General features: G+C 73.8%; 23 protein-coding genes and 1 tRNA gene. 10 read left to right on the top strand and 14 right to left on the bottom strand.

Annotation, left to right across the window (positions count from 1 at the left end; translation table 11 throughout):
* Positions 1-35 precede the first annotated feature (35 nt).
* The 6 genes from AOM02_RS03220 to AOM02_RS03195 all read left to right on the top strand — a co-directional run bounded on the left by AOM02_RS03220 (position 36) and on the right by AOM02_RS03195 (position 6,775).
* Positions 36-797 (top strand): DeoR/GlpR family DNA-binding transcription regulator, encoded by a 762-nt coding sequence (locus AOM02_RS03220; protein WP_062296581.1) that lies wholly within the window; start codon positions 36-38, stop codon positions 795-797.
* Complete coding sequence (gene pfkB, locus AOM02_RS03215) at positions 794-1,744, top strand: 1-phosphofructokinase (RefSeq protein WP_062296580.1); 951 nt, start codon at positions 794-796, stop codon at positions 1,742-1,744. Before AOM02_RS03220 ends, pfkB begins: the two co-directional genes overlap by 4 nt.
* A 20-nt stretch (positions 1,745-1,764) precedes the next feature.
* Positions 1,765-3,828, top strand: coding sequence for a PTS fructose transporter subunit IIABC (locus AOM02_RS03210; RefSeq protein WP_062296577.1), 2,064 nt, complete (start codon positions 1,765-1,767; stop codon positions 3,826-3,828).
* A gap of 28 nt (positions 3,829-3,856) precedes the next feature.
* Positions 3,857-4,132: an HPr family phosphocarrier protein gene (locus AOM02_RS03205; protein WP_062296575.1), complete on the top strand. Its 276-nt coding sequence runs from the start codon at positions 3,857-3,859 to the stop codon at positions 4,130-4,132.
* Position 4,133: 1 nt separating this feature from the next.
* The gene (ptsP, locus tag AOM02_RS03200; RefSeq protein WP_062296573.1) at positions 4,134-5,813 is read left to right on the top strand and encodes a phosphoenolpyruvate--protein phosphotransferase; all 1,680 of its coding nucleotides are present in this window, start codon (positions 4,134-4,136) and stop codon (positions 5,811-5,813) included.
* 104 nt (positions 5,814-5,917) lie between these two features.
* Entirely contained in the window at positions 5,918-6,775 is an 858-nt protein-coding gene (locus AOM02_RS03195) for a methylenetetrahydrofolate reductase (RefSeq protein ID WP_062296571.1), read from the top strand.
* Here AOM02_RS03195 and AOM02_RS03190 read toward each other — a convergent pair.
* The 13 genes from AOM02_RS03190 to mfd all read right to left on the bottom strand — a co-directional run bounded on the left by AOM02_RS03190 (position 6,772) and on the right by mfd (position 18,342).
* Positions 6,772-7,527 carry an ABC transporter permease gene (locus AOM02_RS03190; protein WP_062296569.1) on the bottom strand — a complete coding sequence of 252 codons (756 nt, stop codon included), beginning with the start codon at positions 7,525-7,527 and terminating at the stop codon, positions 6,772-6,774. The two genes, AOM02_RS03195 and AOM02_RS03190, sit on opposite strands and share 4 nt — an antisense overlap.
* A complete protein-coding gene (locus AOM02_RS03185) occupies positions 7,524-8,285 on the bottom strand; it encodes an ABC transporter ATP-binding protein (RefSeq protein WP_062296567.1) in 762 nt (253 codons plus the stop codon). Before AOM02_RS03185 ends, AOM02_RS03190 begins: the two co-directional genes overlap by 4 nt.
* A complete protein-coding gene (locus AOM02_RS03180; RefSeq protein WP_062296564.1) occupies positions 8,282-8,644 on the bottom strand; it encodes a DUF1048 domain-containing protein in 363 nt (120 codons plus the stop codon). Before AOM02_RS03180 ends, AOM02_RS03185 begins: the two co-directional genes overlap by 4 nt.
* Entirely contained in the window at positions 8,641-8,961 is a 321-nt protein-coding gene (locus AOM02_RS03175; protein WP_062296904.1) for a PadR family transcriptional regulator, read from the bottom strand. Before AOM02_RS03175 ends, AOM02_RS03180 begins: the two co-directional genes overlap by 4 nt.
* 117 nt (positions 8,962-9,078) lie before the next feature.
* Positions 9,079-9,618, bottom strand: a complete 540-nt coding sequence (locus tag AOM02_RS03170) for a YaeQ family protein (RefSeq protein WP_062296562.1) — start codon at positions 9,616-9,618, stop codon at positions 9,079-9,081.
* A gap of 24 nt (positions 9,619-9,642) precedes the next feature.
* Positions 9,643-9,716, bottom strand: a tRNA-Leu gene (locus AOM02_RS03165).
* Positions 9,717-9,732: 16 nt separating this feature from the next.
* Positions 9,733-10,686 (bottom strand): Ppx/GppA phosphatase family protein, encoded by a 954-nt coding sequence (locus tag AOM02_RS03160; RefSeq protein ID WP_062296560.1) that lies wholly within the window; start codon positions 10,684-10,686, stop codon positions 9,733-9,735.
* Positions 10,687-10,699: 13 nt separating this feature from the next.
* Entirely contained in the window at positions 10,700-11,206 is a 507-nt protein-coding gene (locus AOM02_RS03155) for a DUF501 domain-containing protein (protein WP_062296558.1), read from the bottom strand.
* A gap of 9 nt (positions 11,207-11,215) precedes the next feature.
* Positions 11,216-12,085 carry an FtsB family cell division protein gene (locus AOM02_RS14210; protein WP_156156056.1) on the bottom strand — a complete coding sequence of 290 codons (870 nt, stop codon included), beginning with the start codon at positions 12,083-12,085 and terminating at the stop codon, positions 11,216-11,218.
* Between the two features lie 135 nt (positions 12,086-12,220).
* Complete coding sequence (eno, locus tag AOM02_RS03145; protein WP_062296556.1) at positions 12,221-13,501, bottom strand: phosphopyruvate hydratase; 1,281 nt, start codon at positions 13,499-13,501, stop codon at positions 12,221-12,223.
* 77 nt (positions 13,502-13,578) lie between these two features.
* Positions 13,579-14,226 (bottom strand): nucleoside triphosphate pyrophosphohydrolase, encoded by a 648-nt coding sequence (locus AOM02_RS03140; protein ID WP_228373080.1) that lies wholly within the window; start codon positions 14,224-14,226, stop codon positions 13,579-13,581.
* Positions 14,219-14,833 carry a hypothetical protein gene (locus tag AOM02_RS03135; protein ID WP_062296552.1) on the bottom strand — a complete coding sequence of 205 codons (615 nt, stop codon included), beginning with the start codon at positions 14,831-14,833 and terminating at the stop codon, positions 14,219-14,221. Before AOM02_RS03135 ends, AOM02_RS03140 begins: the two co-directional genes overlap by 8 nt.
* 20 nt (positions 14,834-14,853) lie before the next feature.
* Positions 14,854-18,342 carry a transcription-repair coupling factor gene (mfd, locus tag AOM02_RS03130; RefSeq protein ID WP_062296550.1) on the bottom strand — a complete coding sequence of 1,163 codons (3,489 nt, stop codon included), beginning with the start codon at positions 18,340-18,342 and terminating at the stop codon, positions 14,854-14,856.
* A gap of 143 nt (positions 18,343-18,485) precedes the next feature.
* Between mfd and AOM02_RS03125 the strand changes: the two genes are divergently transcribed.
* A complete protein-coding gene (locus AOM02_RS03125) occupies positions 18,486-20,852 on the top strand; it encodes an arylsulfatase (RefSeq protein ID WP_062296547.1) in 2,367 nt (788 codons plus the stop codon).
* Here the strand turns inward: AOM02_RS03125 and AOM02_RS03120 are convergent, their stop codons facing one another.
* Positions 20,853-21,782 (bottom strand): formylglycine-generating enzyme family protein, encoded by a 930-nt coding sequence (locus AOM02_RS03120; protein WP_062296900.1) that lies wholly within the window; start codon positions 21,780-21,782, stop codon positions 20,853-20,855.
* A gap of 75 nt (positions 21,783-21,857) precedes the next feature.
* On the opposite strand from AOM02_RS03120, the gene AOM02_RS03115 reads away from it, so the two are divergent.
* The 3 genes from AOM02_RS03115 to AOM02_RS03105 are packed head-to-tail and all read left to right on the top strand — an operon-like array spanning position 21,858 to position 25,065.
* A complete protein-coding gene (locus AOM02_RS03115; protein ID WP_062296538.1) occupies positions 21,858-23,330 on the top strand; it encodes an adenosylhomocysteinase in 1,473 nt (490 codons plus the stop codon).
* On the top strand, positions 23,327-24,631 hold the full coding sequence (locus tag AOM02_RS03110) for an amidohydrolase family protein (protein WP_062296537.1): 1,305 nt from the start codon (positions 23,327-23,329) through the stop codon (positions 24,629-24,631). The genes AOM02_RS03115 and AOM02_RS03110 overlap by 4 nt, the downstream gene beginning before the upstream one ends.
* Positions 24,628-25,065 carry a cupin domain-containing protein gene (locus AOM02_RS03105; RefSeq protein WP_062296535.1) on the top strand — a complete coding sequence of 146 codons (438 nt, stop codon included), beginning with the start codon at positions 24,628-24,630 and terminating at the stop codon, positions 25,063-25,065. Before AOM02_RS03110 ends, AOM02_RS03105 begins: the two co-directional genes overlap by 4 nt.
* Positions 25,066-25,104 lie beyond the last annotated feature (39 nt).

The raw sequence follows: 25,104 nt of genomic DNA, 5'->3' as shown, positions 1-25,104 counted from the left end.
GGAATCCGGCCACCGGACCCAGACAAGGGAGTCACATGTACGCGACGGAGCGTCAGCAGCGCATCCTGGCGGAGGCGCGCACCGCGGGCCGTGTCGAGGTCGCCTCGCTCGCCGAGGCCCTGGCGGTCACCCCCGAGACCATCCGCCGCGACCTCACCGCGCTCGAGCAGCGCGGCTCCCTGCGCCGGGTCCACGGCGGCGCGATCCCCGTCGAGCGCCTCGAGGCCGAGCCCACCCTCGCCTCGCGCTCCGCGACCCGCATGGACGTCAAGCGCCGCATCGCCACCCGGGTCCTCGAGGAGATCCCGGCCGGCGGCACCGTGCTGCTCGACGCCGGCTCGACCACCCAGGCGCTCGTCGAGATGCTCCCGGTCGACATCGACCTCACCGTCATCACCAACTCGATCCCGGCCGCCGCGTCGCTCGCGGGACGCCCGGGCATCACCCTCTACGTGCTGGGCGGCCGGGTCCGCGGCGTCACCGCCGCGGCCGTCGGCGAGTGGGCGGCGGCGGCGCTCGCCGGCGTCGTCGTCGACGTCGCCGTGATCGGCACCAACGGCATCTCCGCCACCCGCGGCCTCACCACGCCCGACCAGGCGGAGGCGGAGGCCAAGCGCGCGATGGTGAACGCCGCGCGCCGCGTCGTGGTCGCCACGGACTCGTCCAAGGCCGGCGACGACCACCTGCACCGCTTCGCCGACCTCGAGGAGGTCGACCTGGTGGTGACCGACGTCGACCTCGCGGACGACGTGGCCGAGGAGCTGCGCGCCGCCGGACCCGAGGTGGTGACCGCATGATCGTCACGCTGACCCCCAACCCGAGCGTCGACCGCGCCATCACCGTCGACGCGCTCCTGCGCGGCGAGGTGCACCGCGCCTCGGACGTGCGCGTCGACGCCGGCGGCAAGGGCGTCAACGTCGCCCGCGCGCTGACCGCGCAGGGCGGCGACGCCGTCGCGGTCCTCCCCGTCGGCGGCCCCGAGGGACGCCTGCTCGAGGAGCTGCTCGACGCGGCCGGCGTGGCGCGCCGCTCGGTCCCGATCGCCGGCGCCGCGCGGATGAACATCTCCGTGCTCGAGCCGGACGGCACCACCACCAAGCTCAACGAGCCCGGCCCCACGCTGACCGCCGACGAGGTCGAGGCCCTGCTCGCCACGACGACCGCGAGCGCCGCCGACGCCTCGTGGGTCGTCGGCTGCGGCAGCCTCCCCCCGGGCGCCCCCGAGGACCTCTACGCGCAGCTCGTGGCACGCGCCCGGGCCGCCGGCGCGCGCGTCGCGATCGACAGCTCCGGCGCCCCGCTCGCCGCCGCCGTCGCCGCCTCCCCCGACCTCATCAAGCCCAACCACGAGGAGCTCGCCGAGCTCGTCGGCCACGACCTCCCCACCCTGGGCGACGTGCGTGCCGCCGCGACCGAGCTGGTCGCGGGCGGCATCCCGACCGTCGCCGTGAGCCTCGGCGGCGACGGAGCCCTGCTCGTCACCGCCGACGAGGCGCTGCACGCACGCGCCACCATCACCGCCGCCGTCTCCACCGTCGGGGCCGGCGACTGCATGCTCGCGGGACTCCTGCACGGGCTGTCCCGCTCGCTCCCCGCCTCCGACGCCCTCGCCGAGGGCGTCGCCTGGGGCGCCGCGGCCGTCACCCTCCCCGGCAGCCGCGTCCCCTCCCGCGCGGATCTCCACGGCATCCCCGTGGACCTCTCGCACAACCCGCCCGCCGCCCTGGCACTGGGTCAGCGCTGACCCCCGAAAGGAACACCCCCATGTCACTGATCAACGAGCAGCAGGTCGTGCTCGCGCTGGGCGCGACCGACCGCCACGACGCCACCCGGGCGTTGGCGGAGACCCTGGTCGCGACCGGACGCTGCACGGACCTCGAGGTGTTCCTCGGCGACGTGCGCAAGCGCGAGGAGACGATGGCGACCGGCCTGCCCGGCGGCATCGCGATCCCGCACGCGCGCAGCGCCGGCATCGCCGAGCCGACCCTCGCCTTCGGCCGCAGCGCCGACGGCATCGACTGGGGCGCCAAGGACGGCCCGGCCGACATCGTGTTCCTCATCGCGGCCCCCGAGGGCGCGTCCGAGGCGCACATGAAGGTCCTCCCCAAGCTCGCCAAGGCGCTGATGAAGAAGGAGTTCACCGGCGCGCTGCGCGAGGCCACCACCGAGGCCGAGGTCGTCGCGATCGTCGAGGCGGAGGTCGGTGACATCGCCGTCGCCCCCGCGCCGACGCCCGCCCCCGCCGCCGCGGCCGCACCCGCCCCGGAGCCGGAGGCCGTGCCCGAGGCCCCCGCCGCATCGTCCGGCCTGACGCTCGTGGGCGTCACCAGCTGCCCCACCGGCATCGCGCACACCTACATGGCCGCCGAGGCCCTCGAGCGGGCCGCCAAGGAGGCGGGCCACACGATGGTGGTGGAGACCCAGGGCTCGGCCGGCGCGACGCCGCTGTCCGCCGCCCAGATCGCCGCCGCCGACGCGGTGATCTTCGCCCACGACGTCGAGGTGAGGAACGCCGAGCGCTTCGCCGGCAAGCCGATCGTCGACGTCGGCGTGAAGAAGGCGATCTCCGACGGCCCGGCGCTCGTCTCGCAGGCGGTCGCCAAGGCCTCCGAGTGGCGCACCAACCCCGACGCGGCCGTCGCCGCCGCCCCCGCCGCCGCATCGTCCGGCCTCGCCAGCAAGGTGGACGAGAAGGCGGGCATCGGCACCCAGATCCGCCAGTGGCTGATGACGGGCGTGAGCTACATGATCCCGTTCGTCGCGGCGGGCGGCATCCTGATCGCGCTGTCCTTCATGCTCGCGCAGATCGCGCTGGGCGAGAACGGCGCGATCGAGATCGTGAACTACAACCTCACGTCGGACGACGCCTACAACATCGCGCAGAACTTCGACGTGCTGTCGCTCACGAGCTGGGCGGCCCTGCTGTTCGTCATCGGCGGCGCGGCCTTCGGGTTCCTCGTGCCGATCCTGTCCGGCTTCATCGCCTTCGCGATCGCCGACCGGCCCGGACTGGTGCCCGGCATCGTCGGCGGCTCGATCGCCGCGACCATGGGCGCGGGCTTCCTCGGCGGCATCGTCACCGGTGTCCTCGGCGGCCTCACCGCCAAGTGGATCGCGAGCTGGAAGGTCCACAAGGGCGTCCGCGGCGTCATGCCGGTGGTCGTGATCCCGCTGCTGTCGAGCCTCATCACGATGGGCCTGTTCATCACGCTGCTCGGCAGCCCGATCAAGGCGCTGTCGGACGGCCTCAACGACTGGCTCACCAGCCTCCAGGGCGGCTCGGCCTTCGTGCTCGGCCTCGTGCTCGGCGCGATGATGGGCTTCGATCTCGGCGGACCGGTCAACAAGGTCGCGTACTTCTTCGGCACCGCGGGCCTCGCGGCGGCCGGCACCGCGACCGACGCCCCGGCGCTCACGATCATGGCGGCCATCATGGCCGCGGGCATGGTCGCCCCGCTCGCGATGGCACTCGCCACCACGCTGCGCCCCAAGCTGTTCTCGGAGCCCGAGCGCGAGAACGGCAAGGCGGCCTGGCTGCTGGGCGCCTCGTTCATCTCGGAGGGCGCGATCCCGTTCGCGGCCGCCGACCCGGTGCGCGTCATCGCGTCCTCCGTGGCCGGCTCCGCCCTCACCGGCGGCCTCGTCATGGTCTTCGGCGTCACGCTGCGCGCCCCCCACGGCGGCATCTGGGTGCTCCCCCTCATGGGCGGGTTCCTCTGGTTCCTCGTGGCCCTCGCGGCCGGCGTCGCCCTGATGACGTCGATCGTGCTCGTGCTGAAGTCCCGCGACAAGAAGCTCGAGACCGTCGACGCGGTCGCCACCGTCTGACCCCCTGATCCCAAGAAGGAGTACCGCAATGGCACAGCGCACCGTCACCATCGCCTCGTCCGTGGGCCTGCACGCCCGCCCCGCCGCCCTCTTCGTCGAGGCGGCCCAGGGCACCGGCCTGGACGTCGAGATCGGCCGCGCCGGCGAGGACGCCGTCGACGCCACGAGCATCCTGGGCGTCATGGCCCTGGGCGCCAAGCACGGCGAGGAGGTGGTCCTCACCGCCGACGGCGACGGTGCGGATGCCGCCCTCGAGTCCCTGGTCGCGCTCCTCTCCCGCGACCTGGACGCCGAGGAGGGCTGACATGTCCGGCGACACCCGTCACGGCGTCGGCGTGAGCCCGGGCTCGGCGGTCGGGCCGGTGGTGCAGGTCGCACCGCCGGTCCGGCCCCCGGCCGACGAGCCGGCCCCGACGGACGCGGGCGCCGCCACCGACCTGGTGCTCGAGGCGCTCGCGGCGGTCGCCGCCGACCTCGACGCCCGGGCGGAGGCGGCCGACGCCCACGCCCAGCCCATCATCAAGGCCACCGCGATGATCGCCCGCGACAAGGGCCTCGCGAAGGCGGCCGGCAAGCAGGTCGGCTCCGGCAAGGGGCCCGCCACCGCCATCGCCGCGGCGGTCGACGAGTACGCGGCGCAGTTCGAGGCGCTGGGCGGCTACTTCGCCGAGCGCGTCACCGACCTGCGCGACGTGGGCGACCGTGCCGTCGCGCACGTGCTCGGCGTGCCCGCGCCGGGCGTCCCCACCCTCGAGGGGCCCTCCGTCGTCGTCGCGCACGACCTCGCGCCCGCGCAGACCGCCGCGCTCGACCGCAACCACGTGGTCGCGATCGTCACCGCGGCCGGTGGCCGCACGTCGCACACCGCGATCCTCGCCGCGCAGATGGGCATCCCCGCGGTGGTCCAGCTGCACGGCGCCACCGAGATCCCCGAGGGCACCTCGGTCGCGGTCGACGGTGACGCCGGCGAGGTCACGCTCGACCCCGACATGGCGCTCATCGAGGCGCAGCGCGAGCGCCGCGAGCGCCGGGCCGCCGCGCTCGCCGGCGTCTCCGGGCCGGGCGCCACGCGTGACGGCCACGCGATCGCGCTGCTCGCCAACATCGGCGGGGTGGACGATGCGATCGCCGCGGGCGCCCAGGACGTCGAGGGCGTCGGGCTGTTCCGCACCGAGTTCCTCTACCTGTCGGCGTCCTCCCTGCCGTCGGTCGACGAGCAGGCGTCGATCTACGCGGCCGTGCTCCGACCGTTCGGCGACCGCCGCGTGGTGGTCCGCACGCTCGACGCGGGCGCGGACAAGCCGCTCGCGTTCGCGAACCTCGGCGAGGAGGAGAATCCCGCGCTCGGGCGGCGCGGCCTCCGCCTGTGCCAGGCCATGCCCGAGCTCATCGACTCCCAGCTCGAGGCCCTCGCGATGGCCGCGAAGGAGACGGGCGCCGACGTCCGCGTGATGGCCCCCATGGTCGCCACCGCCGACGAGGCCGCCTGGTTCGCGTCGCGCGTGAAGGCGGCGGGCCTGCCGAAGTCCGGCGTGATGATCGAGGTGCCCGCCGCCGCGCTGCGGTCGCGCCACGTGCTGGCCGAGGTCGACTTCGGCTCGCTCGGCACGAACGACCTCGCGCAGTACACGATGGCCGCCGACCGCATGGAGGGCGAGCTCTCCGACCTCCTCGACCCATGGCAGCCCGCGGTCCTCGACGTGGTCGCCGCGGCATGCGCCGGCGGCGCCGAGCACGCCAAGCCCGTGGGCGTGTGCGGCGAGTCCGCGGGCGACCCGCTGCTCGCGCTCGTGCTGGCCGGGCTCGGCGTGTCGAGCCTGTCGATGGCACCCAAGAAGGTGCCCGCCGTGCGGCTGGCCCTGTCGCTGCACACGCTCGAGGAGTGCCGCGCCCTCGCCGACGCCGCCCGCTCGGCGCGCACCGCGGAGGACGCGCGCGAGGCCGTGCGCGCCGCGGCCAGCGAGGAGCTCACGGCGATCCTCTGAGCCCCCGACCCTCCGCCCCGGCGCGACCTCCCCGCCGGGGCGGAGCCTTGTCCCCGTACAATGGGACCGCTTCCCTGCTTCAACGGACCGAAGGAGGCCCGTCGTTGCACCGGACCCCCACGCTTCTCGAGGACCTGTCCGTCGAGATCACCGCCCGCGACACGCCCGCGCTCGTCGCCCTCGCGTCCGACCTGCCCGCCGGCACCCGGGTGAGCGTCACGCACCTCGGCACCGAGGGGGCCGCCGAGCGCCGCGAGGCCGCCGCCGCGGCCGCCCGCGCCGAGCTCGTCCCGGTCCCCCACCTCGCGGCCCGTCGCTTCGCATCCGAGTCCGAGCTGCGCGAGACCCTCGCGGGGCTGCGCACGCACGAGGCGCACGAGCGGCTCTTCGTCGTCGGCGGCGACCCGCGCACCCCCGCGGGACCGTACGGGTCCGCGCTCGACCTCATCCGCTCGGGCGTGCTCGCGGAGGCCGGCGCCGCCGAGGTCGGCATCACGGGCTACCCCGAGGGCCACCCCGCGATCGCGGACAATGCGCTGTGGGCCGCGCTCGGGACCAAGGCCGCCGCGCTGACCGACCAGGGCCTCGCCGGGTCGATCACCACGCAGTTCTCGTTCGACGTCGACGCGGTCGTCGCCTGGATCGCGCGCGTCCGCGAGCTCGGCATCGACCTGCCGATCCGCGTGGGCGTGCCCGGCCCGGCCGGCGTGCGCCGCCTCGTCGCGTTCGCCCGCCGCTGCGGCGTCGCGACCAGCGCGGGCATCGCGCGCAAGTACGGCTTCTCCCTCGCCTCGCTGGTGGGCACCGCGGGTCCGGACCGCTTCGTGGCGGAGCTCGGCGCGCGCCTCGACGACCGCCACGGCGAGGTCCGCCTCCACCTCTTCACCTTCGGCACGCTCGACGCGACCGTCGCGTGGGCGAGCGAGGCGCGCGCCGCGGCCCTCGCCGTCGAGCGCCCCTAGGCCATCCGGCGGCGGTAGACCGCCGTCGCGACGCCGTACGCGACGCCGAGGATCGCGACGCACCACCCGAGCGCGACCCACAGGTCCGCGCCCACCGGCTCCTGCGTGAGCAGCGCCCGGATCGCGTCGGCGATCGCGGTGACCGGCTGGTGCTCGGCGAACCAGCGCACGGGCCCCGGCATGCCGGCGGTGGGCACGAACGCCGAGCTGATGAATGGCAGCAGGATGAGCGGGTACGCGAACGCGCTCGCCCCGTCCGGAGAGCTCGCCGTGAGGCCCGGGATCACGGCGAGCCACGTGAGCGCGAGGGTGAGCAGCGCGAGGATTCCCGCGACCGCGAGCCACGCGCCAATCCCTGCCCCGGAGCGGAAGCCCATCGCGAGCGCGACGGCGACCACCACCGCCACGGAGATCAGGGTCGCCACCAGGGACGTGAGGACGTGGGCCCACAGCACGGACGCGCGCGCGATCGGCATGGACCGGAACCGCTCCACCATGCCGCCCTGGAGGTCGAGGAACAGCCGGAACGCCGTGTACGAGACGCCCGAGGCGATCGTGATGACCAGGATGCCCGGGAGCAGGTAGTCGACGTACCGCCCGGCGCCGGCGTCGATCGCGCCGCCGAGCACGTACACGAACAGCAGCATGAAGGCGATCGGCATGAGGGCCGTGGTGATGATCGTGTCGGGGCTGCGCGCGATGTGCCGCAGCGAGCGCCCCGTGAGGATCCGGGTGTCGGCGATGGCGGTCATGACCGCTCCCCTCCGCCGACGACCGCGAGGAAGACCTCCTCGAGGGTCGGCTGCTTCTCGACGTACTCGACGGTGGCGGGCGGCAGCAGCGCCTTGAGCTCGGCGAGCGTGCCGTCGACGAGGATGCGGCCCTCGTGGAGGATCGCGATCCGGTCCGCGAGCCGCTCGGCCTCCTCGAGGTGCTGCGTGGTGAGCAGCACCGTGGTGCCCGCGTCCGCGAGCTCCCGCACCGCCGCCCACACCTCGAGGCGCGCCTGCGGGTCGAGGCCGGTGGTGGGCTCGTCGAGCACGATGACCTCCGGCTCGCCCACCAGGCTCATCGCGATGTCGAGACGGCGCCGCATCCCGCCCGACCACGTGCCCACGCGGCGGTGCGCGGCCTCCGCGAGCCCGAGGCGGGCGAGCAGCGCGTCCGCGGTCGCCCCCGCGTCGGGGAGGCGCCGCAGCCGGGCCACCATGACGAGGTTCTCGCGGCCCGTGAGGATCTCGTCGACCGCGGCGAACTGGCCGGTGAGGCTGAGCGCCTCCCGCACGTCGGGAGCCGCCGTGGCCACGTCGTGGCCGGCGACCGAGGCGGCCCCCGCATCGGCCCGCAGGAGGGTCGCGAGGACGCGCACGAGCGTGGTCTTGCCCGCACCGTTCGCGCCGAGCAGGGCGACGATGCGGCCGCGCGGGACCTCGAGATCGACGCCCCGCAGGACGGCGAGCTCGCCGTAGGACTTCTCGAGGCCGCGGACCTCGATCGCGGCGGCGGTCATGACGGCTCGCCGCCCGCCGCCTCGTCCATCGCCCGGATCAGGCGGGCGCGCTCCTTGTCGATCCAGCGGGTGCCGGTGTACGACTCGGCGAACGTCTCCGCGAACTCGACCGGGTCCGAGCCGACGATGTCGCGGACGGGGGTACCGTCCGCCGCCGCCCGCTCCCACAGGTCCGCGAGGTCGCCCATCATCGTGAGGAGCGTGTCCCCGTCGGTGAGCCCGCCGTAGTACATGAAGTACCGGTGCATCGCCATCGCGGCGGCGCCGTAGGGCGCGGGCAGCGCCTCCATGCGACGGCGGTCCTGCTTGTAGCGCCGCTTCTGCTCGAGCGAACCCGTGAGCTTCTCGATCCAGGTCATGACTGCTGTCCTTCCTTGAGGTGCGCGAGCCGCTCCGCGAGGAAGCTCCAGCTCGCCCAGAACTCGTCCAGCGCCTCCCGGCCCTGGGCGTTGAGGGTGAAGACCTTGCGCGGCGGCCCCTTCTCGGAGGGCACCTTCTCCACGTCGACCAGGCCGCGCTGCTCGACCCGCACGAGGAGCGCGTAGACCGTGCCCTCGGCGATGTCGGCGAAGCCCTGCTCGCGCAGCCGGGCCGTGATCTCGTAGCCGTACGCCGGGCCGGCGGCGAGCAGCGCCAGGACGATGCCCTCGAGGGTGCCCTTGAGCATCTCGGTCATCTGCTTGCCCTGCTTGCCCACCGCGGCCTCCCGCTACTCAGTGTTGTTGACTACCAGTAGATAGTAACACTGAGTAGTGAGGGCGCAAGAGGGGTGCCGCACCAGGGCGCGGGCCGCTCAGCCGAGCGGGTGGTCGTGGATCGCGGTGTCGAGCGACGTGCCGTTGAGCTCGAGGTAGAGGTGCCCCTCGGTGACCGACACGGTCAGGGTGTTGCGGCGCGCCAGCAGCGCCGCCGCATCGTCCACGAAGCCCGGGTCGAAGCTGCGGAGCACCAGCGCCTCGCGTCGGTGGATGCGCTTGCCGTCCCACCGCGCGGCCACCTTGACCGGGTCGCGATGGGTGTAGACCGCGGTGCGGTCGGCGAGGCGGCTGCCGTGGTGGAGGCGGTCGGCCTCGGGAGCGCCGACCTCGATCCAGGCCGTGATGCGGCCGGTGAGGTAACGCACCAGCACCGCCGGCTCGTCGGTGGTGGAGATGCCCTCGCCGAACGCGATCCCCTCCTCGTGCTCGAGGCAGTACGCGAGCACGCGGGTCATGAGGAACGCATCGGTCTCGGAGGGGTGGCGCGCGGCGCGCAGCGACACATCCTCGTAGACGCCGCGGTCGACATCCGCGAGCGTGATGTCGAAGGTGTGGATCGTCGCGCCGGCAGCCATGGCGCACCAGCGTAGAGGCTTCGGTGCCCCCGGCGGGGTTCGAACCCGCACTGGGCCGGGTTTAAGCCGGCTGCCTCTGCCAGTTGGGCTACGGGGGCGGGACGATGCGGCGGCTCAGCACCGCTCGGCCGCCGAGAAGGCGATGCCGTCGAGGATGTCGTGCTCGCTCGTCACGACGTGCGGTAACTCCCCGCCCGCCTCGACGACCGCGGTGCGCACGCGCGTCATCACGGTGCGCCACACGAGCGCGCCCGCGCCGATGACGTCGACGCGGCCCGGGTGCATGAAGCCGAGCGCGGACCGCTCGGCGCGCGAGGACGCGAGCAGCTCGTCGCACGCGCGGATCGCGTCGTCGATGGGGACGACCGCGCCGTTGATCGCGTCGCGGTCGTACTCCGGCAGGCCCAGCGCGTGCGCCGTGACGGTCGTGATGGTGCCCGCGAGGCCCACGAGGGTCCGGGTGCGCTCGACCGGCACGCCTGCGAAGGCCATGTCGATCGCGTCGTGCACGTCGGCCTCCGCGGCGGCGACCTGCGCCTCCGACGGCGGGTCGCCCTCGAGGTGGCGCTCGGTCATGCGCACGCAGCCCACGTCCATCGAGTGCGCGGCGTCCGGCCGCTCGGTCCCGAGCACGACCTCGGTGGAGCCGCCGCCCAGGTCGACCACGAGGAACGGCGCGTCGTGCGCCGCGTCGAGCGCCCCGGTGGCGCCGCGGAAGGACAGCGCCGCCTCCTCGGCCCCCGAGATGACCTCGGGCACCACGCCCAGGCGCGCCTCGACGCCGTCGAGGAACACGTCGCGGTTGCGCGCGTCGCGGGTCGCGGACGTCGCGACGAAGCGGATCGCCTCGACACCGTGCTCGCGGCACCGCTCGGCGTACGCGTCGGTGGCCGCGAAGGTGCGCTCGAGCGCCTCCTCCGCGAACTCCCCCGTCCGGTCCACGCCCTGACCCAGGCGCACCACGGTCATGGTGCGGACCACGTCGGTGAGCGACCCGGTCGCGAGGTCGACGTCGGCGATGAGCAGGCGGATCGAGTTCGTCCCGCAGTCGATGGCGGCTACACGCATGGGCTCAGCGTAGTCAGACGTCGACCGCGCACGTGCAGCGGTCGGGGCGGAAGGAGTCCGCGATGAGCGCGAGCGCCTCGTCGCCCAGCGGGTTCACGCCGGGGCCGGCCGCGAGCGCGTGGCCCACGAGCACGTGGAGGCACTTCACGCGGTCGGGCATGCCGCCCGCGGAGATGCCGTGGATCTCGGGCACGTCGCCCAGCGCGTAGCGCTCCTCGAGGTAGCGCTCGTGCGCGGCGCGGTACGCCGCGGCCAGCTCCTCGTCCTCGCCCAGGCGCGCCTGCATCTCCTTCATCACGCCGTTGGCCTCGAGCGTCGAGACCGCCGCGACCGCATCGGGGTGCGTGAGGTAGTACTGCGTGGGGAACGGGGTGCCGTCGGGCAGGCGCGGCGCGGTGTGGACCACGGTCGGGTTGCCGCACACGCAGCGCGCGGCGATCGCGACGATGCCGCGGGGCGGGCGCCCCAGCTGGGCGGCGAGGACGGCGACGTCGCGCTCGGTGGCAGGGGTGTCGTTCACCCCGCGAGTCTAGTCGGCGGCGCCGGACGATGCGGCGGCGGCCTTGGCCTTCTTGCCGCCCACCTTCGCGTCGCCCGCGGTCTCGACCGAGTCCCACAGGCGCGTGTACCAGGTGCCGGACTCGTCGATCTCGTCCGGGTCCTCGGCGGCCGGGGAGCCCTCGGCGGCGCCCTCGACGGTCTCGGGGTCGAGCACCTGGTACGGGGTCTCGCCGGGGTACACGTACTTGATCCGCTCGCGCGCCTGCGCCTCGACGTAGGCCGGGTCGTCCCAGCGCTTGACCTGCGCGGTGAGGTCGTCGACGGACTCCTGGGCCGTGACGGCCTCGGCCCGCAGCGACGCGAGCTCCTCCTGCTGGCGGAAGTAGGCGCGCAGCGACGGCAGCACGACGGCCGCCGCGAGCACCACGACGCCGATGATCACGACGAGGCGCCACGACATCGCGCTCACCCACGAGCCGCGCGCCTTGGCCGGCTCGATGCGGTTGCGCTGCGGGGTCTGGCGTCCGGGCCCGGACGGGCCGCCCGGGCGGCTCGCGGCGCGGCCCTTGGGGATGCGCGCGCCACCCGTGGTCGGGGTGGAGCGGCGGCGAGGCCGGGGGGCGGGCGTGGACGATGCGGGCGCCGGCTTGGGCGCCGATGCCGCGGGCTTCGCCGCACGCGCCGCGGTGGCGCGGGCCCGGACGGTGCTCGCTCCCGCGGCGGCGGACGAGGCCGCCGCCGTCGCGCCCGAGCGGAGCCGGGTGAGCGGCTTCCGGTCGGCGGCCGGCTTCGCGGGGGCGGCGGCGGGCGGCGCCGCGGTGGTCGGGCGCGACGCCCCCGGCACGCTCGGCCGGCGCGCGCCGGCGGGGCGCTGCTGCGGGCGCGTCGGATCGGTCACGGGGCAATTGTCCCCGGCGCGGCGCCCGATGCCGGACGTCGCGGGCCGCGAGTCGCGGGATTCGCGTCACCCCAGGAAAGCGGGACGGGCGCGCCCCCCGAGGGGGACGCGCCCGTCCTGAGCCTGCGCTGCGGCTTACTTGAAGCTGCGCGGGAAGGCCGACTTGCCGGCGTACTTGGCGGCGTCGTCCAGCTCCTCCTCGATGCGGAGCAGCTGGTTGTACTTGTTGATGCGCTCGCCGCGGGCGGGCGCACCGGTCTTGATCTGGCCGGCGTTGTACGCGACGGACAGGTCGGCGATCGTGACGTCCTCGGTCTCGCCCGAGCGGTGCGACACCATCGCGGCGAAGCCGGCGCGCTGGGCCATCTGCACGGCGTCCGAGGTCTCGGACAGCGAGCCGATCTGGTTGAGCTTCACCAGGAGGGCGTTCGCGGCCTTCTCGTCGATGCCGCGCTTGAGGCGGACCGGGTTGGTGACGAACAGGTCGTCGCCGACGATCTGGGTCTTGTCGCCGACCTTCTCGACGAGGCCGGTCCACGACGCCCACTCGTCCTCGGACAGCGGGTCCTCGATGGAGACCAGCGGGTAGTCCGCGACGAGGCCCTCGTAGAAGGCGATCATCTCGTCGGGCGTCTTCACGCCGCCCTCCCACTGGTAGCCGCCGTCCTTGAAGAACTCGGTGGCGGCGACGTCGAGCGCGAGCGCGACGTCCTCGCCCGGCTTGAAGCCGGCCTTCTCGATCGCGACGAGGATGAGGTCGAGCGCGTCACGGTTCGACGGGAGGTTCGGCGCGAAGCCGCCCTCGTCGCCCAGACCGGTGGCGAGGCCGCGCTCCTTGAGCACCGACTTCAGCGAGTGGTAGACCTCCGCGCCGGTGCGCAGCGCCTCACGGAACGTGGGGGCGCCCACGGGGGCGATCATGAACTCCTGGATGTCGACGTTCGAGTCCGCGTGCGAGCCGCCGTTGAGGATGTTCATCATCGGGACGGGCAGGACGTGCGCGTTCGGGCCGCCCACGTAGCGGAACAGGGCGATGTCGGCCGAGTCGGCCGCCGCCTTGGCGACCGCGAGGGACACGCCGAGGATCGCGTTCGCGCCCAGCTTGCCCTTGTTGTCGGTGCCGTCCAGGTCGATCATGATCTGGTCGATGATGCGCTGCTCGGTGGCGTCCAGGCCCACGATCTCGGGCGCGATCTCGTCGATGACCGCGTCCACGGCCTGCTCGACGCCCTTGCCCAGGTAACGGCCCTTGTCGCCGTCGCGGCGCTCGACAGCCTCGAACGCGCCGGTCGATGCGCCGGACGGGACGGCGGCACGCGCGAACGTGCCGTCCTCGAGTGCGACCTCGACCTCGACGGTGGGGTTGCCGCGCGAGTCAAGGATCTCGCGGGCGCCGACGGCCTCAATGCTGGCCATGATGCTCCTTCGCTTGGATGGATGAACCTCTTGGGAGTCTAACGATGCGCACGGTGGTGCGCTGAGCGACGTTCGTCCTAGCCCGGTGAACCTTCGGTGTCGGGACGTCCCGCCTGCTCCTCGGCGCGCGCGGCCTGCTCGAGGCGCCTCGTCGCGGCGCGCAGCTCGGCCTCGGCGTCGACGCCCTCGGCACGGGCGCGCCGCACGAGCGCGAGCAGCGCGTCGCCCACGCCGTCGGCGACCGGCGCATCGTCCGCCAGGCCGGCGCGCTCGGCGCGGCCGAGGACCTTCTGGGCGCGGGCGAGCGCGCCGAGCGACGCGGGGATGCCGTCCATGACGGACTCGCGACCGGAGGTCTCCGCCTTGATGCGGTCCCACCGGCGCAGGTGCTCGTCCATGGTGCCCGCGTCCTCGTCGCCGAAGACGTGCGGGTGGCGCGCGACCAGCTTGTCGGCGCACGCGTCCGCGACGTCGTCGAGGTCGAAGGGCTCGTCGGGGTCCTCCTGCGCGACGCGCGCGTGGAAGACGACCTGGAGCAGCACGTCGCCGAGCTCCTCGCGCAGGTGGGCGCGCGAGCCGGACTCGATGGCCTCGACGAGCTCGTGGGCCTCCTCGAGGGCGTAGGGCGCGAGCGACTCGTGGGTCTGCTCGGCGTCCCAGGCGCATCCCCCGGGGGAGCGGAGGCGATCCATCACCTCCACCAGGCGGACGATGCCGTCAGTCACGCGCCGCCCAGGAGGCGGTGGTGCCCTCGAAGCCGGACACGTCGAGGAAGGCCGTGAACGAGTAGTTGCCCAGACCCTGGACCTCGGCGTTGCCGACCGCGGCCTGCGCGGAGGCGACCAGCGCGTCGGCGGACAGCTCGCCCAGGCGCGGCGAGATCGCGACGTCGTCGGGGAGCGCGTCGACGGCGTCGCGCAGGAGCGTGCCGTTGGTGTCCGCGTAGGCCGCGACGTACAGCGCGAGCACGTTCTCGACGGACGCGACCACGGCGTCGCTCGGCTCGGGGTCCGCGACCCCCGCGAACTCGAGCCACGCGGTCGCGAAGGTGCGCGCGACGCCCTCGTTGATCACCGCGTCGTTGTCCGCGGCGAGCTGGATGAGGTCGGGGCCCAGCAGCGTCGAGGTGGCGAGCGCCTGGCGGTTCGGCTGGATCGCGCCGTCGCTGTCGTCCTCCCATGCCGCGGCGAGCGCGTCGAGGTCGGCCGTCGTCACCGTCTCGTCGCCGTGCTCGAGCGCGACGCCCGGGGCGGCGGGCTGGCCGGGGACGGCGCAGCCGGCGAGGAGAAGGGACGATGCGGCGAGGACGGCGAGGCGTCGGCGGAACGTCATGCCCGTCATCCTAATGTCGCTCAACCCGCCACCGGTGCGCGGGTCGCCTGGAGGACGGTCCGCACCCAGTCGAGCACCTCGAGCCCCTCGACCGGCCGGCCGCCGATCCGCGCCGTCATGGGCGCGGGCACGAGCACCTGGCGCACCGCGGGCTTGATCAGCGTGCCCGGGAACAGGCGGGTGACGCGCATCGCGGCGGAGTCGGGCAGCTCGAGCGGGCTGAAGCGGATGAGCCTGCCCTGCGCGACCACGTCGTGGATGCCCGCGGCGCGCAGCTCGAGCCGGAGCCGCGCAACGGCGAGGAGGTTCGCGACCGGCTCGGGCATCGTGCCGTAGCGGTCGTCCAGCTCCTCCTCGATCGCGGCGAGCTGCTCCTCGGCGTCCGCGTCGGCGATCTTCCGGTACGCCTCGAGGCGCAGGCGCTCGTGCTCGATGTAGGTGGTGGGGATGTGCGCGTCGATCGGCAGGTCGACGGTCATGGGGGCGCGCTCCTCGACCTCCTCGCCGCGGAAGCCCGCGACGGCCTCGCCGACCATGCGGATGTAGAGGTCGAAGCCGACGCCCTCGATGTGGCCCGACTGCTCGGCTCCCAGCAGGTTGCCGGCGCCGCGGATCTCGAGGTCCTTCATCGCGACGGCCATGCCCGAGCCGAGGTCCGTGTTGGCCGCGATGGTCTGGAGGCGGTCGTGCGCGGTCTCGGTGAGCGTGCGGTCCGGCGGGTAGAGGAAGTACGCGTACGCCCGCTCGCGGCCGCGGCCCACGCGCCCGCGCAGCTGGTGGAGCTGCGACAGGCCGAACATGTCGGCGCGCTCGACGATGAGGGTGTTGGCGTTGGAGATGTCCAGGCCGGTCTCGACGATCGTCGTGCACACGAGCACGTCGTACTTCTTGTCGTAGTAGTCGACGATCACCTGCTCGAGCTGCTTCTCGCTCATCTGGCCGTGCGCGACGGCGATGCGCGCCTCGGGCACCAGCTCGCCGAGCTTGAGCGCTGCGCGCGTGATCGTCTTGACCGAGTTGTGGATGTAGAAGACCTGGCCGTCGCGCAGCAGCTCGCGGCGGATCGCGGCGGTCACCTGGGCGTCCTCGTGCGGACCGACGTAGGTGAGGATCGGGTGGCGCTCCTCGGGCGGGGTCGCGAGCGTCGACATCTCGCGGATCCCGGTCACGGCCATCTCGAGCGTGCGCGGGATCGGCGTCGCGGACATCGCGAGCACGTCGACGTCGGTGCGCAGCGCCTTGAGGGTCTCCTTGTGCTCGACGCCGAAGCGCTGCTCCTCGTCGATCACGATAAGCCCGAGGTTCTTGAAGCGCACCTGGCCGGTGATGAGGCGGTGGGTGCCGACCACGAGGTCGATCGTGCCCTCGGACAGGCCCTGGATGATCTCCTTGGCCTCCTTGTCCGTCTGGAAGCGGGACAGCGCCGCGACCTTGACCGGGAACTGCGCGAAGCGCTCGGAGAACGTGTCGACGTGCTGCTTGACCAGCAGCGTCGTGGGGCACAGCACCGCGACCTGGGTGCCGTCCTGGATGGCCTTGAAGGCGGCGCGGACGGCGATCTCGGTCTTGCCGAAGCCCACGTCGCCGCACACCAGGCGGTCCATCGGCACGCCCTTCTCCATGTCCTCCTTGACCTCGTCGATGGTGCTGAGCTGGTCGGGCGTCTCGACGAACGCGAAGGACTCCTCGAGCTCGCGCTGCCACGGGGTGTCCGGGCCGAACTCGCGTCCCTTGGTCGCCATGCGCGCGCTGTAGAGGCGGATGAGCTCGGCGGCGATCTCCTTGACCGCCTTGCGCGCCTTGCCCTTGGTCTTGGACCAGTCGGCGCCGCCCATCTTGTTGACCGACGGCGTCTCGCCGCCCACGTACTTGGTGATGAGGTCGAGCTGGTCGGTGGGCACGGAGAGGCGGTCGCCCGGTCCGCCGCGCTTCGAGGGCGCGTACTCGATGACCAGGTACTCGCGCTCGACGCCGCGCACGGTGCGCTTGGTGAGCTCGACGAAGCGCCCGACGCCGTGCGCCGAGTGCACCACGAAGTCGCCGGGGCGCAGCTGCAGCGGGTCGACCGCGGTGCGGCGCCGGCTCGGCACCTTGACCTTGGGCCCGGCTGCGGACACGGAGCGGCCGGTGAGGTCGCTCTCGTGCAGCACCATGAGGCGCGCCTCGGGCACCTGGAAGCCGCCGCCGTCGACGCCGGCGAGGACGGCGACCACCCCGGCGTCCGCATCGTCCGCGTGCGCGGCGACGCGGGCGGCGAGCTCGTGCTCGCCGCACTGCTCGACGATGCGGTGGGCGCTGCCGATGCCGGCCGCGGCGATGACGACGCGCCAGCCGTCGGCGAGGCGGGCGCGCACCGCGTCGAGCGCGGCGGGGAGGCGACCGCGGTGGTCCTCGACCTCGCCGATGCCCGGCTCGACCGCATCGTGCGCGCCGAACGGGCCCACGCTGGTCCAGCCGAGGCCGCGCTCGGCGGCGGACTCCTCGACGTCGTCGAGGGAGAGGAAGGCGCCCTGGGCCTCGAGGGGCGAGTCGGCGCCGGCGGCGGCGCTCACCCACGCGGCGGCGAGGAACTCCTGGACGGTGCGCTGGAGGTCCTCGGCGCGGCGCGCGAGGCGCTCGGGCTCGAGGGCGACGATGCGCGTGCCTGAGGGCAGCACGTCCGTCACGGGCTGGAGTCGCGTGCACAGCGCGGGGATGAGGGACTCCATGCCCTCGACCGCGTGGCCGTCCGCGATGCGCGTGAGCATGTCGGACGCGGACGGGATCTGGTCGACGAGGCTCGCGGCGCGGGTCCGCACGTCCTCGGTGAGGAGCAGCTCGCGGCACGGCGGCGCCCACAGCCGGTCGACGGCCTGCAGCGAGCGCTGGTCGGCGACCGAGAACGAGCGCAGCGACTCGACCTCGTCGCCGAAGAACTCGACGCGGACGGGGTGCGGCTCGGTGGGCGGGAAGACGTCGACGATGCCGCCGCGGACGGCGAACTCGCCGCGCCGCTCGACCATGTCGACGCGCGTGTACGCGGCGGCCGCGAGCGCGTCGGTGAGGTCGGTGAGGTCGCGCATGTCCCCCACCCGCAGCAGCACGGGCTCGAGGTCCGCGATGCCGGGCACGAGCGGCTGCAGCAACGCGCGCAGCGGGGCGACCACGATCCGCAGCGGCGGCAGGCCGCTCTCGTCGGCGGCACGCTCCGGGTGGACCAGGCGGCGCAGGGTCGCGAGGCGGCGGGCCACGGTGTCGGAGCGCGGGCTGAGGCGCTCGTGCGGGAGGGTCTCCCAGCTGGGGAACACGCCCACGGTGCGCGGGTCGAGGTACGCGGAGAGGGCGGCCTCGAGCTTCTCGGCGTCGCCGCCGGTCGCGGTGATCGCGAGGACCGGGCCGCCGTCCTGGGACGCCGCGCGGGCCAGCAGCGGCGGGGCGGCCACCGACGGCGCATGCACGTGCGCGGCCTCCCCGACGCGCGCATCGGCCCACGCGTCGAGGACGGTGGACAGCGGAGGGACGGTGCTCACGAGGGGGCCTCCAGGGCATGACGAACGACCGGGAAATCCGGCGGAACCATCCTAGGCACGGGGTGCGACCTCCCATCATCGCGCGCGAGATCGGACATTCTGCCGATAAGGTACAGAGGTTGACATCGCCTCGAGGGGGAGCCATGAGCGCCGACCGTCACACGCGTGCAGTGCTGCCGATCCCGGACCGTCCCGCACACGGTCTCACCACATTCGACGCCAAGGACCCGGACACGGCGTATCCACCCATCGCCCCGTTGTTGCCACCGGAGGGCGCGCCCAACGTGCTGATCGTCCTCCTCGACGACGTCGGGTTCGGTGCCGCGAGCGCGTTCGGCGGGCCGTGCGAGACCCCGGTCGCGGAACGGCTCGCCGCCGGTGGCCTCCGCTACAACCGGTTCCACACCACCGCGCTGTGCGCGCCGACACGACAAGCACTGCTGACCGGGCGCAACCACCACTCGGTCGGCATGGGCAGCATCACCGAGACCGCCACGTCGGCGCCGGGCCAGAGCTCGCTGCGCCCCAACACCAAGGCACCCCTCCCGATGACGCTCAAGCTGAACGGGTACTCGACCGCGCAGTTCGGCAAGTGTCACGAGGTGCCGGTCTGGCAGTCCTCGCCGATGGGCCCCTTCGACGGGTGGCCCTCCGGAGGCGGCGGGTTCGAGACCTTCTACGGCTTCATCGGCGGCGAGAACAACCAGTGGGACCCCGCGCTCTACAACGGCACGACGCCGGTCGACCCCCCGGCGACCGCCGAGGAGGGCTACCACCTCACCGAGGACCTCGCCGACCGGGCCATCGCCTGGATCCGCGCACAGAAGTCGCTCATGCCCGATCGCCCGTTCTTCGCGTACCTCGCTCCCGGTGCGACCCACGCGCCGCACCACGTGCCGCAGGAGTGGGCGGACCGGTACCGCGGGCGGTTCGCCGACGGCTGGGACGTGCAGCGCGAGCGCACGTTCGCGCGCCAGAAGGAGCTCGGGGTGGTGCCGGCGGACGCGCAGCTGACCCCGCGCCACGACGAGATCCCGGCCTGGGACGACATGCCGGAGGAGCTCAAGCCCGTGCTCGAGCGCGAGATGGAGGTGTACGCGGGATTCCTGGAGCACACCGACTTCCACGTGGGCCGCGTCGTCGACGCCATCGCCGACCTCGGCATCCTCGACGACACGCTGATCTACTACATCCTCGGCGACAACGGAGCCTCCGCGGAGGGCACCCTCAACGGCGCGTTCAACGAGATGGCGAACTTCAACGGCATGGCGGGACTCGAGACCCCGGAGTTCATGCGGTCGAAGATGGACGAGTTCGGCTCACCGAGCTCGTACAACCACTACGCGGTCGGGTGGGCGTGGGCGATGAACTCGCCGCTGCAGTGGACCAAGCAGGTCGCGTCGCACTGGGGCGGCACCCGGAACGGCGCGGTCGTGCACTGGCCCGCTCGGATCCACGACAAGGGCGGCCTGCGGACCCAGTTCACGCACTGCATCGATATCGCACCGACGATCCTGGAGGTCGCCGGGCTGCCCGAGCCGACCTCGGTCAACGGCGTGCTGCAGTCGCCGATGGAGGGGACGAGCATGGTCTACACCTTCGACGGCCCCGACGCCGCCGAGAGGCACGACCTGCAGTACTTCGAGATGTTCGGCAACCGCGGGATCTACTTCAAGGGGTGGAGCGCGGTCACGAAGCACCGCACGCCGTGGGAGCTGGTGGGAGGGAACGTCCCCGAGCTCGACGACGACGTCTGGGAGCTCTACAACGGCTCAGCGGACTGGAGCCAGGCGAACAACCTCGCCTCCGAGCATCCCGACAAGCTGCGCGAGCTCCAGCGGCTCTGGCTGATCGAGGCGACCAAGTACAACGCGATCCCGATCGACGACCGGACGGGCGAGCGGCTCAACGCGGAGCTCGCGGGTCGGCCGACGCTCGTGCATGGCAGCTCGCAGCTGCTGTACGCCGGCATGGGCCGCCTCTCGGAGAACAGCGTCGTCAGCATCAAGAACAAGTCCTTCGCCGTCACCGCGGAGGTGGAGGTCCCCGAGGACGGGGCCGCCGGCGTGATCATCGCGCAGGGCGGCCGCTTCGGGGGCTGGACGCTCTATGCCCACGACGGCCGCGCGACGTTCGTCTACAACGTGCTGGGCATCCACCACTTCACGACCGCCGCGGAGCATCCGATCCCGACTGGCACGCATCAGGTGCGCATGGAGTTCGCCTACGACGGGGGTGGGCTCGGCAAGGGCGGCACGGTCACGCTCTACTACGACGGCGAGGCGGTGGGCTCAGGCCGTGTCGAGGCGACGCAGGCCATCATCTTCTCGGCCGACGAGACGACCGACGTCGGCTACGAGTCCGGGACCACGGTGTCGCCCGACTACACGGCCGAGACCAGCCGGTTCCGGGGGAAGGTCGTGTGGGTGCAGATCGACCTCGGCACCGACGACCACGACCACTTCATCTCGCCCGAGGAGCGCCTGCGGGTCGCGATCTCGCGGCAGTAGTCAGCCCGCGGCGGTCCGCGCGCACCTGAAACCGAGGTGGGACATGCCGGCGTCCTCCGCCTGCGGGGATCGCGCCGCGGGCCGGAACCGCAGGCAGTAGTCGGGCGAGCACAGGTAGGAGCCGCCCTTGATCACCCGCCGCAGCGGACCCGTCGGTCCCGGGCCGCCGGGGGCCGTCGCGAGCAGGTCGCGCCGCCCCTCCCTCTCGACGCCGCCACCCTCGGGAAGGCTGTGGCGCGGCGCGTAGGCGCTCGAGGTCCACTCCCAGACGTTGCCGATCATGTCGTACAGCCCGTAGGGGTTGGGCGGATACGAGCCGACCGGGGCGGCATCGCCCACGCCGCGGTTGTCGTAGGGGAACCGACCGATCCAGGTGTTCGCCTGCGGGACCCCGCCCGGGTACGGCTCGTCTCCCCACGCGAAGTCCGCGCCGTCGATCCCGCCGCGCGCGGCGTACTCGTGCTCCGCCTCGGTCGGCAGCCGCAGCCCCGCCCATGCCGCATAGGCCGCGGCGTCCGCGTAGGCCACGTGCACCACCGGATGCCTGGGCCGTGCCGCGACGGACGATCCCGCCCCTCCCGGTTGTCGCCAGTGCGCGCCGGGAACCCAGCGCCACCACTGCCGCCAGTCCCGGAGGTCGACCGGGCCCGCCGTCGGGGTGAAGACCATCGCGCCGGGCACGAGGTCGTCGGGGTCCGCTCCCGGGAACTCCGCGGGATCGAGCTCGCGCTCCGCCACGGTGATGTACCCGGTGTCGTCCACGAAGCGCGCGAACTGCCCGTTCGTCACCGCGTACCGATCGATCCAGAACGCCTCGACCTCGCGGACATGGGCGGGGCCCTCGTCGGGGTAGAAGCGGTCGCTGCCCATGCGGAATCGGGCCGCCTCGAGGCGCACCATGTCGTGCGACGGACCACCGTGATGCTGCATCGTCACCCCCCGGACGCCCGGCGATGCCTCCATGGTGCCGCGAGGGACCGCGCCGGCACTCCTAGACTTTGCCCCATGATCGACCCCCGCGCGACCGCGGAGCGCATCCTCCGCCGCTTCGCCCGCGAGACCAACCTCCTCATCGCCGGACGGCCGGTGCGCGTCAGCGCCGAGGCCGAGGACACCGACACCGCGATCGCCGTCGCCGGCATGGCCCGCGCGCTCGGCGCGATCCTCGTCGAGGACGACGCGACCGGCCCCGACGTGCTCGACATCGACGTCCGCGGGGACGATGCGGCGCTGGCCCTGGGCGGACGCCCGCTGGGCTCGCGCGGCGACGCCGCCGGCCGCCTGGACTTCGCGCGCACCCACATGCCCGTCTCGACGGCGCTCGCCGGGGAGCTCGCGGAGGCGGGCACCGTGCGCGGCCTCCGCATCGGCGTCTCGATGACGCTCGAGCCCAAGACCGCGAACCTCGCGCTGCTCCTCAAGGACGCCGGCGCCGAGGTCGCGGTCTACGCGCACCCCGACGAGACCGACCCCGAGGTCGCGGCGGCGCTGCGCGCGCGCGGCGTGCCGGTCGACGCGGACCCGACGCTGTCCGGGGACGCGGAGCGCGAGGCGGCCCTCGCGTGGCTCGAGCGCGGCTTCGACGTGGTCGTGGACGACGGCTCGCACCTGGTGCGCCTCGCCCACGAGGCGGCGCCGCACCTGATCGAGCGGTGGATCGGCGTCACCGAGGAGACGACCTCGGGCCTCACGCCGCTGCGGCTCATGGCGGCGCAGGGCACGCTCCGCACCCCGGTCGTCGCCGTCAACGACGCCGCCACGAAGACCGGCTTCGACAACCGCTACGGCACCGGCCAGAGCTGCGTGTTCGCGATCGCGGACCTCATCGAGCACGCCGACGCGACGGTGCGCGACCTGCCGGTGCTGGCTATCGGCTACGGCCCGGTGGGCGTGGGCGTCGCGGCGCACCTGCGCGCGCTCGGCGCGCACGTCACCGTCGCGGAGCTCGACCCGCTGCGCGCGCTGCTCGCCGTCCACGACGGCTACGAGGTGGGGCGCGCCGAGGACCTCGCGCAGGGGGCGCTCGTCATCTCGTGCACCGGGGTCGCCGGCACCGTCACGCGCGAGCTGCTCGCACTCGGCACGATCGTCGCCGTCGCCGGCGGCGTGCCCGGCGAGGTGGACCTCGACGAGGCCGCGCTCGCGCCCGTGGTGGTCGCGGGGGCGCCGATCCCCCACCTCGACGTCGACACCGAGCGCGGCACGCTGATCCTCGACCGCGGCGGCTGCATCAACGTGACCGCCGCCGAGGGCAACCCGATCGAGATCATGGACCTCTCCTTCGCGACCCAGCTCGCGGCGGTCCGCCACCTGGTCGAGACCCGCCCCGGCATCGGCGTCCACCCGCTCGCCGACGAGGCCGTGGCCCATGTCGCGGAGGTCGCCGCGACCGCCCGGGGCCTCGCGCTCGACTCCGCCGCCGCATCGTCCCCCGCGGACGCGGACTGGCGCTCGCGTCGCTACCGGGGGGCGCGATGACCGGCGTCACGCTGTACTCGGCCGCGCTCGTCGTCCCGGTGACGGCGCCGCCCATCGTCGACGGCGCGATCGCCGTCCAGAACGGGCGCATCCTCCACGTGGGCGAGCGCCGCTGGGTGGCGGGCTCGCTCGCCGAGCGCGGCCTCGACGCGCACCACGTGCACTGGCCGGGCGTCCTCACGCCGGGGCTCGTCAACGCGCACACGCACCTGCAGTACACCGGCATGGCCGAGGTCGGGCGCGGCCGCTACCAGGGCTTCCGCGACTGGGTCGCGGCCTTCAACCCGGTCTACGCGCGACCCCACGACTGGGCGCTGGACTCCGCCGCCGGCGCCCGCATGATGCTCGAGGCCGGCACCACGGCGGTCGCCGACATCGTCACCGACCTCGAGGCGATGCGCGCCCTCCACGATGCGGGCCTGCACGGCATCACGTACTGGGAGGTCATCGACTGGACCAACGAGGAGTGGGTCGAGCGGGGCCGCGCCCAGGTCGAGGCGGCGCTCGACGCGCTCCCCTCCCCGCCCGGCACCGGGCTGTCGCCGCACGCGCCGTACTCGCTCGAGATCGCGCCGCTGCTGGAGATCCCGGACATCGTCCGCGAGCGCGGCAGCCGCATCCACATCCACCTGGGCGAGTCCGCGATCGAGCGCGAGTTCGCGCACGCCTCGACCGAGCCGTGGCAGCTGCGCGGCCTCGCCTCGCTCCACGAGCTGCGGCAGGCGGGCTACGGGACGTCCGCGACGGACTACGTGGACCACCTGGGCGTGCTCGGGCCGGACTGCCACATCGCGCACGGCGTCTACATGACGGAGAAGGACCGCGCGATCCTGCGCGCCCGCGGCACGTCGGTGGCGCTGTGCCCGCGCTCGAACGCGGTGATCGGCCTCGGCGAGCCGCCCGTCGCCGCGTACCTCGAGGAGGGCAGCCCGATCGCGGTCGGCACCGACTCGCTGTCGAGCGCGCCCAGCCTCGACCTCCTGGACGACGTCGCCGAGCTGCACCGGATCGCCCGCGCGCAGGGCTATTCCAAGGACGACCTCGCGGAGCGGCTGCTGTCCGCCGCGACCCTCGGCGGCGCGCACGCGATGGGCCTCGACGTGGGCCCGGACCGCACCGGCTACCTGGCCGTGGGCGCGCGGGCCGACCTCGCGTTCTTCGACCTCCCCGTGACCGGCGTCGCGGAGACCCTCGCCACGCTGGTCACCGCCGGCGCCGGCCGGGCCGCGGCGACGGTCGTCTCCGGGCAGGTCCGCGTGGCCCACCCGACCTTCACCGAGCACACCGGAGTCACCCCATGAACGACGCCCCCGCGACGCCCGCGACCGCCCGGCTGCTGCGCCTCGAGCCGCACCCCGAGGGCGGCTGGTTCCGCCGCACGTACACGTCGCAGACCCCGGTCGAGACCCCGGGCGGCGCGCGCCCCGCCGCCACCTGCATCCACTACCTCCTCACCCCCGGCGAGGAGAGCGCGTGGCACGTGGTCACGTCCGACGAGCTGTGGCTGTGGCACGGCCCCGGCACGCTCGAGCTGCGGCTCGGCGGGGAGGGCGAGGCGCCGGACGATGCGGCGGTCGCCGTGACCCTGGGTCCCGACCTCACCGCGGGCCAGGTCGCGCAGTGCCTGGTGCCCGCCGGCACGTGGCAGGCGGCGCGGCTCGGCGGCGACCAGGAGGTGCTCGTGAGCTGCATGGTGTCGCCCGGTTTCGACTTCGCGGACTGGCGTCTCGCCTGATGAGACGGGCTGTCTGAGGGCCGCCGCTACACTGTGGCC

This window comes from Demequina maris, assembly GCF_000971155.1.
GTDB classification, from domain to species: Bacteria; Actinomycetota; Actinomycetes; order Actinomycetales; family Demequinaceae; genus Demequina; species Demequina maris.
The sequence above is the reverse complement of the archived record's forward strand: the minus strand, read 5'-3'. Positions and strand labels throughout refer to the sequence as shown.

Bases quoted from the DNA above. Each gene is read 5' to 3' on its own strand.
- AOM02_RS03185 (WP_062296567.1), bottom strand. From the start codon at position 8,285: ATGACCGCCGCCGCGATCGAGGTCCGCGGCCTCGAGAAGTCCTACGGC.
- AOM02_RS03135 (WP_062296552.1), bottom strand. From the start codon at position 14,833: ATGACGTTCCGCCGACGCCTCGCCGTCCTCGCCGCATCGTCCCTTCTC.
- AOM02_RS03120 (WP_062296900.1), bottom strand. From the start codon at position 21,782: ATGCAGCATCACGGTGGTCCGTCGCACGACATGGTGCGCCTCGAGGCG.
- AOM02_RS03125 (WP_062296547.1), top strand. From the start codon at position 18,486: ATGAGCGCCGACCGTCACACGCGTGCAGTGCTGCCGATCCCGGACCGT.
- AOM02_RS03110 (WP_062296537.1), top strand. From the start codon at position 23,327: ATGACCGGCGTCACGCTGTACTCGGCCGCGCTCGTCGTCCCGGTGACG.
- pfkB (WP_062296580.1), top strand. From the start codon at position 794: ATGATCGTCACGCTGACCCCCAACCCGAGCGTCGACCGCGCCATCACC.
- AOM02_RS03170 (WP_062296562.1), bottom strand. From the start codon at position 9,618: ATGGCTGCCGGCGCGACGATCCACACCTTCGACATCACGCTCGCGGAT.
- AOM02_RS03180 (WP_062296564.1), bottom strand. From the start codon at position 8,644: ATGACCTGGATCGAGAAGCTCACGGGTTCGCTCGAGCAGAAGCGGCGC.
- AOM02_RS03115 (WP_062296538.1), top strand. From the start codon at position 21,858: ATGATCGACCCCCGCGCGACCGCGGAGCGCATCCTCCGCCGCTTCGCC.
- AOM02_RS03220 (WP_062296581.1), top strand. From the start codon at position 36: ATGTACGCGACGGAGCGTCAGCAGCGCATCCTGGCGGAGGCGCGCACC.
- AOM02_RS03175 (WP_062296904.1), bottom strand. From the start codon at position 8,961: ATGACCGAGATGCTCAAGGGCACCCTCGAGGGCATCGTCCTGGCGCTG.
- AOM02_RS03205 (WP_062296575.1), top strand. From the start codon at position 3,857: ATGGCACAGCGCACCGTCACCATCGCCTCGTCCGTGGGCCTGCACGCC.
- eno (WP_062296556.1), bottom strand. From the start codon at position 13,501: ATGGCCAGCATTGAGGCCGTCGGCGCCCGCGAGATCCTTGACTCGCGC.
- AOM02_RS03190 (WP_062296569.1), bottom strand. From the start codon at position 7,527: ATGACCGCCATCGCCGACACCCGGATCCTCACGGGGCGCTCGCTGCGG.
- ptsP (WP_062296573.1), top strand. From the start codon at position 4,134: ATGTCCGGCGACACCCGTCACGGCGTCGGCGTGAGCCCGGGCTCGGCG.
- AOM02_RS03160 (WP_062296560.1), bottom strand. From the start codon at position 10,686: ATGCGTGTAGCCGCCATCGACTGCGGGACGAACTCGATCCGCCTGCTC.
- AOM02_RS03210 (WP_062296577.1), top strand. From the start codon at position 1,765: ATGTCACTGATCAACGAGCAGCAGGTCGTGCTCGCGCTGGGCGCGACC.
- AOM02_RS03105 (WP_062296535.1), top strand. From the start codon at position 24,628: ATGAACGACGCCCCCGCGACGCCCGCGACCGCCCGGCTGCTGCGCCTC.